Consider the following 10,671-nt stretch of genomic DNA (forward strand, 5'->3'; position numbering starts at 1 on the left):
CCCGCGGGGAGCCCCGGCCGCTCAGGCGGCGAGGGGCAGCGCGAACTCCCCGCGAGCGGCGGCGAGCGCCAGCCCGTCGAGCAGCGTCGCCAGCTGACCGGCGGGAGCGTCCGGGTCCTCGGGGTGCCACTGCACGCCCACGAGGGGGGCCGCGACGTGCTCGACGGCCTCGATCACGCCGTCCTCCGCCCGGGCGACGACCCGCAGCCCCGGAGCGAGCAGGTCGACCGCCTGGTGGTGCGCGCTCTGCACCGCGAGCGCCTCGGACCCGAAGAGCCCGCCGAGCACGGAGCCCGCCGCGAGCCCGACCTCGTGCCGGTGCATGCGCTGGTGAGCGGGGGCCGCCGCGTTGACGTGCTCCGCCTCCGGACCCAGGTCCTGCACCAGCGTGCCGCCGAGCGCGACGTTGACGATCTGCAGGCCGCGGCAGATGCCCAGCAGCGGGGTCCGGCGGGCCAGTGCCCGGTGCACCAGCGCGATCTGGGCGGCATCCGCGCGCTCCGCGTGGGGGCCCTCGGCCGGGTAGCCGCGGTCGGCGCCGTACTGCTCGGGAGCGATGTCCTCGCCGCCCGCGAGGACGAGGGCGTCCGCCCCCGCCGTGCGCGCCAGCAGCTCCTCCGCGCCCAGCTCCTCGGCGGCGAAGCGCTCCGCCCGCCAGCCGCGCTCGTGCGCGAGGGCGAGGATGCGGCCGTTCAGGATCTGCACGTAGGCGTGGTACTCCTCGCGGCCCGGTCGCACGCGGGCGACCTCGACGATGGCGAGCGAGCGGGTCATGACTCCATCCTGGGCACGCCGCCGCCGCCGGTCGAACCGCCGTGTCACGCGGTGTCACACTCCGGCCGTACGATCACGGAGTGACCTCGCCGAGCCCGTCCCTCCCGGAGCGCGTGCAGCAGGCGCGCTCCGAGGTCTCCGTCCTCGCCGGGACCACTCCCGAGCGCCGGGTCCGACCGCTGCGCGAGGCCGTCGAGCACGTCGCCGCCGGCGGCTCCCCCGATCCCGACGCCCTGCTCGACGCGGTCGACTCGCTGGTCGGGCTCGTGACCCGCGCCGAGGTGCAGCTGAGCGGCGTCGAGCGCTCCGTGCGGGACGACCTGGAGCGGGCCGCCACCCTCTCGGACCTGCGCACCTCGGCGCAGCTCGCCTCCGCCGCCGACGTGGCCGTCGCGTGCGCCGCGGCACGGTCGCTCCTCCTCGACGCCGACGACGCCCGGTCGGCCGGCGCCCGCCACGATCCTGCCGCGCTGCTGGTCCTGCTGCTCGACGCCGACTCCGCTCTGGACGCCGTCGTCTCCGGATACCGCGAGCCGCGCGCCCAGGCCGAGCGCCAGCTCCTGCTGTTCGAGGCGGCGCGCACCGCGGCCCGGCTCGGTGCCGAGTCGGTGCTGCTCCTGGCCGCCGTGCACGGCGAGCGCATCACCGCGGCACCCCGGATCCTCGCCGAGGAGACGCTCGGGCAGCTGGACACCGCGGTGCGCCGTGCGGCAGGCGATCCGGCCGGCGCTCTGGACGAGGCCCGCGCTGCCGCCGACCGCGCCCGCTCCGCACTCGACGAGGCCCTGGTCGACCTCGACGGCGCACCCCCGTCGCTCCGCCCCGCGGCCGTCCCCGGAGGCCTGCCCGCGGCCTGAGGACGCAGGCACCCGGCAGCGGCGCGCGTGCCATAGTGAGGGACATGGCCTCCTTCCTCGTCGTCCCCCAGTGGCAGGGCTCGGCGTCGACGCGCGCGATGCGCCTCGTCGACGGAGCCGAGGCGATCCGGGGCGATCTGCCCTCCTCCGCCACCACGACCCTCGACATCCCCGCCGAGGCGGGCGACGCCCAGGACACCGGCATCCGCCGCTACGCCTCGGTCGCCACCGTCGCCGAGCGGGTGCGCGAGGCCCTCTCGGGCCGCACCGGTCCCGTGATCACGATCGGCGGCGACTGCGGCGTCGAGTTCGCGGCGATCGGGCACGCCGTGCGCTCGGCACCGGGCCCGGTCGCGCTGGTCTGGCTCGACGCCCACCCGGACGCGCACACTCCCGAGTCCTCCCCCAGCGGCGCCTTCTGCGGCATGGTCCTCTCGGCCGCGCTGGGCCGCGGCGTCGGCCTCCTGAGCGCGGGCGCCGAGGAGCGGGTGGCCGACGAGCGCGTCGTCCTCGCCGGTGTCCGCTCCGCCGACGACGGCGAGCTCGAGCCGCTGGTCGAGCGGGGGGCCGCGGTGCTGACCGCGGAAGCCCTCGACCCGGAGTCGCTCGTCGCGGCGGTCGAGGCGACCGGTGCCGCCTCCGTCTACGTGCACCTCGACCTGGACGTGCTCGACCCCGCCGATCTCGCCGGGCTGTTCGACCCGGTGCCCTTCGGCGTGCCCGCGTCGCGCCTCGTCGCGAGCCTCGACGCCCTCCGGTCCCGCTTCCCGCTCGCGGGCGCCGGCGTCACCTCGTTCGCCCCGTCGTCGCCGACCGCGGCCGAGGACGACCTGCCCACGATCCTCCGCCTCCTCGGCGCTCTGTCCCGCGGGGCCTGAGAGAGCCCTGCCATCGGCGCGCAAGCCCGAGCGCGTGTCGGCGGCACCCGGCAAGATGGTCGGACGCGACCGAGCGGAGGAACGATGAGCGACGAGAGACCGCGCGTGCGCACCGAGCGGCGCGGAACCGTGCTCGCGATCGTGCTGGACCGGCCCGAGAAGCGCAACGCCGCCGATCTGCGGCTGCTCGCGGAGCTGGCGTCCGCGTACGGCGAGCTCGACCGCGACCCGGAGCTGCGCGCCGGCGTCGTCCTCGCCGAGGGCGGGCACTTCACGGCCGGGCTCGACCTCGCCGACATCGGGCCCCGCCTGGGCTCCGGCGGACTCGACTTCGTGCCCGAGGGCGGTCTCGACCCGTGGGGCCTGCGCACCCGCCCCGTGAGCAAGCCGGTGGTCATCGGCCTCCAGGGCACCTGCCTCACGCTCGGCATCGAGCTCGCGCTCGCGAGCGACGTCGTCCTCGCCGAGCGGTCCACCCGCTTCGGCCAGATCGAGGTCGCCCGCGGCATCCTGCCCTTCGGCGGAGCGACGCTGCGCTTCCCCCGCGCCGTCGGCTGGGGCGACGCGATGCGCTGGATCCTCACCGGCGACCTCTTCGACGCCGAGGAGGCCCACCGCATCGGCCTCGTGCAGCAGGTCGTCCCCGACGGGACGGTCGCCGAGGCGGCCTGGGCTCTGGCCGCCCGGATCGCCGCGCAGGCGCCGCTCGCCGTGCAGGCCGCCCTGGCCAGTGCCCGGCTCGCGGTCGCCGCGTCCGACGCCGAGGCCGCGGCCGCGCTCCCCGGGGCGCTCGCGCGTCTCGCGGTGTCCGAGGACGCGCGCATCGGCACCGAGGCCTTCCTCCAGCGCACGACGGCGGAGTTCACCGGACGATGAGCGACGAGAGCACCACCGTCACGGCGCCCGGCGGCTCCTCCCTCGAGGCGCAGCAGGAGCGGGCCGCGCAGCAGCTCGAGATCCGGCTCCGCTACGGCGACCAGGTGTGGGAGCTGCGCGAGGTCGACCACTTCGCCGTCTTCTCCCGCCGCAGCACCGCACGACGGGCCGGGCGCGTCCTCGTGGCCTCCGGCTTCCAGATCGCGATCTCGCGGCTGAGGCTGAGGCAGGTCCTCGTGGCGAGCCACCACGCCGCGGTCGACGAGGAGTCGACCACCGCGTTCCTCCGCCAGGTGATCGAGGCGGTCGAGAGCCACGGCGGCCGCTACGACGGCTGGCGGGCCGAGATCGTGCCGGCGCATTGAGCGCCGGGCACCCACCGACGACGGGGCTCGACGCCTCCGAGAACCCCAGGGAGACAGCATGAGCAGCACGACGGACGAGTTCGACGTCATCGTCATCGGAGCAGGACCGGTGGGCGAGAATCTCGCGGACCGCGCGGTCCAGGGCGGCCTCACCGCGGCCGTCGTCGAGAGCGAGCTCGTCGGGGGCGAGTGCTCCTACTGGGCGTGCATGCCCTCGAAGGCGCTGCTGCGGCCGCCGATGGCGCTCCGCGCCGCCCGTGATCTCCCCGGCGCGGCGCAGGCGGTGAGCGGAGGAGTCGACGTGCCCGCGCTCCTGGCTCGCCGCGACTCCTTCACCAGCCACTTCGACGACCACGGCCAGGTGCAGTGGCTCGAGGGCGCCGGCATCGAGCTCGTCCGCGGGCACGGCCGCCTGAGCGGCGAGCGCGAGGTGACCGTGACCGGACCCGACGGCGAGGTGCGCGTGCTCCGCGCCCGCTCCGCCGTCGCCGTCGCGACCGGCACCACCGCCGTCGTCCCCGACATCCCTGGCCTGCGCGCGGCATCCCCCTGGACGAGCCGCGAGGCCACCTCGGCCGAGGAGGTGCCGCCGCGCCTCGTCGTCATCGGCGGCGGAGTCGTCGCGACCGAGATGGCGACCGCCTACGCCGGCATGGGCTCCTCCGTCACGCTCGTCGCCCGCAGCGGACTCCTCGCGCCGTTCGAGCCCTTCGCCGGCGAGCTCGTCGGCTCGGCGCTCCAGGAGCTCGGCGTCGACCTGCGCCTCGGCGACTCGCCCGTCTCGGTCGAGCGCCGGTCCGACGGCACCGTGGCCGTGACGCTCGAGGGCGGCGACGTCATCGAGGCCGACCAGGTGCTCGCCGCGACCGGCCGCGCCCCGCACACCCGCGACGTCGGCCTCGAGACGGTGGGCCTCGAGCCCGGCTCCTCGCTGACGGTCGACGACACGATGCTCGTGCTGGGCGGCGACGGTGCTCCCCTCGGCGGCGGGCGTCCGTGGCTCTACGGGGTCGGCGACGTGAACCACCGCGCACTGCTCACGCACCAGGGCAAGTACCAGGCCCGTGCGGCCGGCGACGTGATCGTCGCGCGCGCCACCGGTGCCGAGGTCCACGACGCCCCCTGGGGAGCGCACGTCGCGACCGCGGACCACGAGGCCGTGCCGCAGGTCGTCTTCACCGACCCCGAGGTCGCGTCGGTCGGCCTCACCGCCGCGGCCGCCGAGAAGGCCGGCTACCGAACCCGCGTCGTCGACTACGAGATCGGCTCGGTCGCCGGCGCCGCCCTCGCCGCCGACGGCTACACGGGCACCGCGAGGATGGTCGTGGACGAGGACCGGAAGGTCGTCCTCGGCGTCACCTTCGTCGGCAAGGAGGTCGGCGAGCTGATCCACTCCGCGACGATCGCCGTCGTCGGCGAGGTGCCTCTCTCGCGCCTCTGGCACGCGGTCCCCTCCTATCCGACGATCAGCGAGGTCTGGCTGCGGCTGCTCGAGACCTACGGACGCGACAGCGCGTGAGCGCGCTCCGTCGAGCCGTCGCGACGGTGGCCCTGGATCCGGCGATCACCCGGCCGGGCTACCTCTTCGCGTGCGCGGTCGGACTCGCCTGGGGCGCGCTGTGGAGCACGGGCCCGATCCGGCGCAGCCACGGCCTCGTCGTCTTCACCGGTCTGCCCTCCTGGGCGTTCGGCCGCGGAGGGTCCTGCGTCGGCACGAGCTACCTCACGGGCACCAACGTCTCCGACAGCGTCCTCGAGCACGAGGCCGTGCACAAGGAGCAGTGGCGGCTCTACGGGATGTGGTTCCCGTTCGCGTACACGGTGGCGGGTCGCGATCCGCTGCGCAATCGATTCGAGATCGAAGCCGGTCTCGAGAAGGGCGGATATCTCCGTGGTCACTGACATGACGGGGCGCGTCGTCGTCCTCACCGGAGCGAGCTCCGGCATCGGCCGGGTCGCGGCGGGAGCGCTGGCGTCCGCCGGTGCCCGCGTGGCCGTGGTCGGGCGGAACCCCGAGCGCACCCGCGCGGTCGCCGCCGACGTGGGAGGGGACGCGTTCCTGGCCGACTTCGACCGGCTCGACGACGTCCGCGCCCTGGCCGACGGCCTCCTCGAGCGCTACGAGCGGATCGACGTGCTGGCGAACAACGCGGGCGGGCTCGTCTCCCACCGCGCCGAGACGGTCGACGGCCACGAGCGGACGATCCAGAGCAACCATCTCGCGCCGTTCCTGCTCACGCGGCTCCTGCTCCCGCGGATGATCGAGACCTCGAGGGAGCGGGCCGGCGTCCGCGTCGTCTCCACGGCGAGCCTCGCGAACCGCTTCGGTCGCCTGAGGCTCGACGACCTCGACAACCGCCGCGGTCCGTGGCTCGGCGGCTGGCGGGCGTACGGCACGTCGAAGCTGGTGACGATCCTCTTCATCCGCGAGCTGGCGGAGCGGCTGCTGACGACGTCGGTCGACGCGTACTCGTTCCACCCGGGCGTCGTCTCGACGAGCTTCGGCGCCGACAGCACGATGATGAAGCTGATGACGAGCCTCTCGGTCGGCTCCTTCGGCATCTCCGCCGAGGCGGGTGCGGTGCCGCTGATCACCCTCGCCTCCGAGCCCGACGTCGGCGCCGCCAGCGGCACCTACTTCGACCAGCTGACGCCGCACGGCTCCCTGAACCCCCAGGCCCGAGACCGCGCTCTCGCCCACGACCTCTGGACCCTCTCCAGCCGCCTCGTGGGCGTCTCGCCCACCCTGTAGCCCGCTGCCGCTCCCCGCCGCCGCCGACTCGACGCCGGGGCGGTGCGGAGTACCCGACCCGCTCGCCGGGAGGATCTCGACACGCCCTCTCCGAGGGCTGCCCGATCAGCAGGTCTGCGCGCGGTCGCCCGACTCGGTCTGTGCCCGCGAGCTGCTCGATCAGCCGCGAGATCGGTCGGGGTGGATCTCGATACTCCCTCTCCGAGGGCTGCTCGATCAGCATGTCCGGGCGCGATCGCCCGACTCGCCGGGCACCCGAGGACCGCTCGATCACGCGCGAAATCCGTCGGCAATGACTCTCGAGGCGCCCTCTGCGAGGTCCACTCGATCAGCATCGTCCTCCGCGGCCGCGCCCCTGGCGCGCCGTCCCCCGCGGTCGCCCCCTCGGCGCGCCGTCCCCCGCGGTCGCGCCCCCGGCGCGCCGCACCCCTACGAGCAGCGCCCGGAGCGTCGCAGGGCGACGTTCTGCAAGGCGGAGGAGGAAGCGATACCGGCGGTATCGCGCCCGACGACAACGCCGCAGAACGTCGCCCTGCGGCGCTCCGGGTCAGTTGGACTCTTGGCGGCCGAGGCGCCAGTACCCCATGAACGCCACGCGCTTCCGGTCGAGTCCGAGCTCGGTGACGAGGCAGCGGCGGATCAGCTTCACGGCGCCGGCTTCTCCGGCGATCCAGGCGTAGAGGCCGGGGTCGGTGCTCTCGTCGGGGACCTCCCAGAGCATCTCGTGGTCGACGTCGATGTCGCTGACGTCGACGCCGCGGTGGTGGGCGGTGAGGAAGCGGGTGGCCCAGGCGCGGACCGCGTCGCCGAGGGCCGCTCCGGAGGCTGCCGCGTCGGCGCGGACGATCCAGGTGACGTGGACGCCGGCGGGGTGGCGGAGCGGGAGGCGGTCGTGGGCGGTGGGGACCTCGAGGAACGCGGCTCCGGTGGCGTCGTCGTCGAGGCTCTCGAGGATCGCGGCGATGGCGGGGACGGCCGTCTCGTCGCCGGCGAGGAGGAGGGAGGTGGCGGCGCCGGGGTGGAACTCGACTCCGCCGCCGGGGAGGTCGGAGCGCGTGTCGGGCGCGATGATGACGATCTGGTCGCCGGCGCGGGCGCTCTCGACCCAGGCGGAGGCCGGTCCGGTGTCGCCGTGGGCGGCGAAGTCGATGTCGACCTCGGCGTCCTCGGGGCGGACGGCGCGGATGGTGTAGGTGCGGAGCGGGTTCCGGAGCTCGTCGGGGAGCTGTCGCCAGCGGCCGTACCAGTCGGGGTCGAGTCCGTCGGGTCCGTCGGGGTCCGAGACGGAGGCGAGGAAGGCGGGGGCGTCGGAGGCGGCGGTGGGGACGACGAGCTTGATGCGCTGGTCGGGGCCGGTGCAGCCGACGTGGTCGAGGCCGGTGCCGGTGAGGGTCACGCGGATGAAGTGCGGGGCGATCCGGGTCGCTGCGGCGACGGTCGCGAGGTACGGCCGGTAGGCCGGTCGGGCGGGGGCGGCGGTCGTCGGGGGCATCGCCTCAGTCTCGCACAGAAGGTAAGCCTTGCCTAACACTCAGCCGGGACGCCCGGCGGACGGTCAGCGCGCGGCGTGCTCGGCGGAGGTGCGCAGGCGCGCCTCCACGTCGGCGGCGAGCTCGGCGACGACGGGGCCGGCCCCGCCGATCCAGGCGCAGAAGTCGTGGCGGCCGTCGGCCCACGGGTAGTCGCCGTCGACGACCGACATCTCGCCGACCCAGGCCCGGACCGCGCGGTCGAGCGCGACTCCGCGGGAGCAGCGCTCACCGGTGCCGGGGGCGCCCGAGCGCTCGGAGCGGCCGAGCCAGGTGACGCAGACCCGTCCGGGGGCGGCGAGCGGCGGCAGTCCGCGCGCGTCGTCGACCTCGACGAAGACCTGGCCGCGGGCGTTCGCGGGGAGGGCGTCGAGGATGCTCTGGATCCACGGCACGACGGTCTCGTCGCCCGCGATCAGGAACTGCTTCACGTCGACTGGCGCGGAGCCGTCGCGGTCCTCGAACATGCACATCGTGTTCGAGTATAGGCAAGGCTTACCTCAGTGACCAGAGCCGGACCCTGACCATCCGCCGTGCGGCCGCGCCCGGCCCCGTCACGACTGCGGCCTGCCCCGTCACCACTGCGGCGGGTGCCGCCTCTGCCAGCGCGCCCGCCGCTCGAGCTGCGCGCCGATCGCCAGCAGTGTCGCCTCGCCGCCGGGTCGCCCGATCAGCTGGACTCCCATCGGCAGGCCCTCCTCCGTGGTGCTCAGCGGAAGGGTGATCGCGGGGAGGCCGCTCACGTTCACGAAGGACGTGTACGGCGTGTAGAGGCACTGCTGCTCGAAATTGCGCTCGGGATCCTCGAGGTCGTACCAGCCGACGGGGCGCGGCGTCATCGCCAGCGACGGCGTCAGGACCGCGTCGACGCCGGAGAACGCCGCGATCACCGCGCGCTCGTAGCCCGAGAGCCAGGACGCCGCCTCGACGATCTCGCGGGCGGAGCGCCGGCGTCCCTCCTCCACCAGCCAGCGGGTCAGCGGCTCCAGCAGATCGAGGTCCGCGCCCTCGACGGGCAGGGTCGCCGCGCCGCTCTGCCACAGCGTCCGGAACGCGGCGGGGTACGCGGCGCTCGGGGGCAGCAACGCCTCCTCGAGCCCGTGGCCGAGCGCGGCCAGCGCGGCGATCCCCTCGTCCAGCGCGGCGCGCGCCTCCGGAGCGAGAGCGATCTCGTACTCCTCGTCCCAGGGCGAGTCCGTGAGCACGCCGATCTGGAAGCGCCCCTCTCCGCGCACCGCGGCGCCGAGGAACGAGCCGTCGCCGTCACCGGGCGCGCCGAGCGACCAGCGCTGCGGGAGGCGGCCGTTCGTCCGCTCCAGCATGCCCTCGAGCAGGAGGCCCGCGTCGGCGACCGAGCGGGTGATCGGCCCGGCGACCGTCAGGCCGCCGACCCCGCCGATGCCGGAGAGCGCGGCGACGCGTCCGCGGGAGGGCTTCAGTCCTACGAGGCCGCAGGCCGCGGCGGGGATGCGGATGGACCCGCCGCCGTCCGAGGCGGGGGCGAACGGCAGCAGTCCCGCGGCGACGGCGACCGCCGCTCCTCCGCTGGATCCGCCGGCCCCGAGGCGGGTGTCCCAGGGCGTGACGGCGGGCGGGCCGATCAGCGTCTCGGTGTAGGAGGGCATCCCGAACTCGGGCGCCGCGGTCTTGCCGAGGCTGACCGCTCCCGCCGCATCGAGCACCTCGACGATCTCGTCGGAGGCGGTGGGCACGTGGTGCTCGCGCAGCCGCGATCCGGATGCGGTCCGCACGCCCGCGCGCCGCCAGAGGTCCTTGTCGCCGCTCGGCAGGCCCCAGAGCGGAGCGGTGCCGGGCCCGGTGCCGAGCGATGACGCCCGCTCCCGCGCCCGATCGGCGGTCACCGTGGCGAAGGCGCCCAGCTCCCCGTTCCACCGCTCGATCCGGGCGAGGTAGTGATCGGCGAGCTCGAGAGGCGTGACCTCTCCGCGCTGCAGCCAGTCCCACTGCTCCTGGGCGCTGAGGTGGTGGAGTTCGAACATGGAACGACCCTATTCCGCCGCTCCGGGGAGCCGGCGGAACAGGGTCGTGGGGGTCAGGCCGCGCGGCGGCCGCTCTCGCTCGCCTCGTCGATGCCCTTCCGGGCGCCGTCGGGCACCACGGTGTCGCGGTCGATGCGGGCGCCGGTCGCGATCACGGCCGAGCGTCCGATGCGGGAGTAGCTCCCGATCCGCGCCCCCGGCCCGATGATCGCCTCGGGCCCGACGTGCACGTTCGCGCCGATGAAGGCGCTGTGCCCGATCATGGCGTCGCGGTCGACCCAGCTGCCCGCGCCGATCCAGGCGCGCTCGCCCACGGTCGCGCCGGGCTCCACGTAGGCGCCGGTCTCCACGTACGCGGTCGCCGAGACGCGCGATCCGGGAGCGACCATGCCGCGTCCGTTCGCGTGGCGGCGGTAGACGATCTCGTCGTCACTGCCGCGCGCCCCTCGACCCTTGTTCATCCCTGTTCCTGCCATCTGCCTCTGGCTCCTTCGAGCTGTCCGGTGGGCGGGGCGCCGAGCCCCGTCCCGTCATCGGTAGACAACAGCGGCGAGCGCCCCCCGGACAGAGGGTGCGCCGGCGCTCGCCGCGCGTGCGTCCCGAAGACCGGACGGGGCTCCCCCCCCCGCCCACCGGACCG

Annotated in this window: 12 protein-coding genes; 7 read left to right on the forward strand and 5 right to left on the reverse strand. The window is 75.1% G+C overall.

All coding sequences use genetic code 11. The annotated features are described in order from the left end of the window. Positions 1 to 21: 21 nt before the first annotated feature. Positions 22 to 774 (reverse strand): gamma-glutamyl-gamma-aminobutyrate hydrolase family protein, encoded by a 753-nt coding sequence (locus C5C29_RS06820; RefSeq protein ID WP_104308154.1) that lies wholly within the window; start codon positions 772 to 774, stop codon positions 22 to 24. Between the two features lie 80 nt (positions 775 to 854). Here C5C29_RS06820 and C5C29_RS06825 point away from each other — a divergent pair, with 80 nt between their 5' ends. The 7 genes from C5C29_RS06825 (at position 855) to C5C29_RS06855 (ending at position 6,502) form a co-directional block, all read left to right on the forward strand. Next, positions 855 to 1,631, forward strand: a complete 777-nt coding sequence (locus C5C29_RS06825) for a hypothetical protein (RefSeq protein WP_104225035.1) — start codon at positions 855 to 857, stop codon at positions 1,629 to 1,631. 44 nt (positions 1,632 to 1,675) lie between these two features. After that, a complete protein-coding gene (locus C5C29_RS06830; RefSeq protein ID WP_104308155.1) occupies positions 1,676 to 2,509 on the forward strand; it encodes an arginase family protein in 834 nt (277 codons plus the stop codon). An 84-nt stretch (positions 2,510 to 2,593) separates the two neighbouring features. Then, a complete protein-coding gene (locus tag C5C29_RS06835; RefSeq protein WP_104308156.1) occupies positions 2,594 to 3,385 on the forward strand; it encodes a crotonase/enoyl-CoA hydratase family protein in 792 nt (263 codons plus the stop codon). Then, the gene (locus C5C29_RS06840; protein ID WP_104225032.1) at positions 3,382 to 3,750 is read left to right on the forward strand and encodes a ribonuclease E inhibitor RraB; all 369 of its coding nucleotides are present in this window, start codon (positions 3,382 to 3,384) and stop codon (positions 3,748 to 3,750) included. The genes C5C29_RS06835 and C5C29_RS06840 overlap by 4 nt, the downstream gene beginning before the upstream one ends. Positions 3,751 to 3,808: 58 nt before the next feature. After that, positions 3,809 to 5,269, forward strand: coding sequence for an NAD(P)/FAD-dependent oxidoreductase (locus C5C29_RS06845; protein ID WP_104225031.1), 1,461 nt, complete (start codon positions 3,809 to 3,811; stop codon positions 5,267 to 5,269). Then, the gene (locus C5C29_RS06850) at positions 5,266 to 5,652 is read left to right on the forward strand and encodes a Fe-S oxidoreductase (RefSeq protein WP_104227423.1); all 387 of its coding nucleotides are present in this window, start codon (positions 5,266 to 5,268) and stop codon (positions 5,650 to 5,652) included. The genes C5C29_RS06845 and C5C29_RS06850 overlap by 4 nt, the downstream gene beginning before the upstream one ends. Further along, complete coding sequence (locus C5C29_RS06855; protein WP_244230659.1) at positions 5,642 to 6,502, forward strand: SDR family NAD(P)-dependent oxidoreductase; 861 nt, start codon at positions 5,642 to 5,644, stop codon at positions 6,500 to 6,502. The genes C5C29_RS06850 and C5C29_RS06855 overlap by 11 nt, the downstream gene beginning before the upstream one ends. Positions 6,503 to 7,049: 547 nt before the next feature. Here the strand turns inward: C5C29_RS06855 and C5C29_RS06860 are convergent. The 4 genes from C5C29_RS06860 to C5C29_RS06875 form a co-directional block, all read right to left on the reverse strand. Next, positions 7,050 to 7,994, reverse strand: a complete 945-nt coding sequence (locus C5C29_RS06860; protein WP_104308157.1) for a siderophore-interacting protein — start codon at positions 7,992 to 7,994, stop codon at positions 7,050 to 7,052. Positions 7,995 to 8,057: 63 nt separating this feature from the next. Next, positions 8,058 to 8,504, reverse strand: a complete 447-nt coding sequence (locus C5C29_RS06865) for an SIP domain-containing protein (protein WP_104227425.1) — start codon at positions 8,502 to 8,504, stop codon at positions 8,058 to 8,060. Between the two features lie 102 nt (positions 8,505 to 8,606). After that, on the reverse strand, positions 8,607 to 10,031 hold the full coding sequence (locus C5C29_RS06870; protein ID WP_104308158.1) for an amidase: 1,425 nt from the start codon (positions 10,029 to 10,031) through the stop codon (positions 8,607 to 8,609). 53 nt (positions 10,032 to 10,084) lie between these two features. Then, positions 10,085 to 10,492, reverse strand: coding sequence for a transferase (locus tag C5C29_RS06875; protein WP_104334124.1), 408 nt, complete (start codon positions 10,490 to 10,492; stop codon positions 10,085 to 10,087). Positions 10,493 to 10,671 lie beyond the last annotated feature (179 nt).

Source organism: Rathayibacter sp. AY1H2 (genome assembly GCF_002931985.1).
Lineage (GTDB): Bacteria > Actinomycetota > Actinomycetes > Actinomycetales > Microbacteriaceae > Rathayibacter.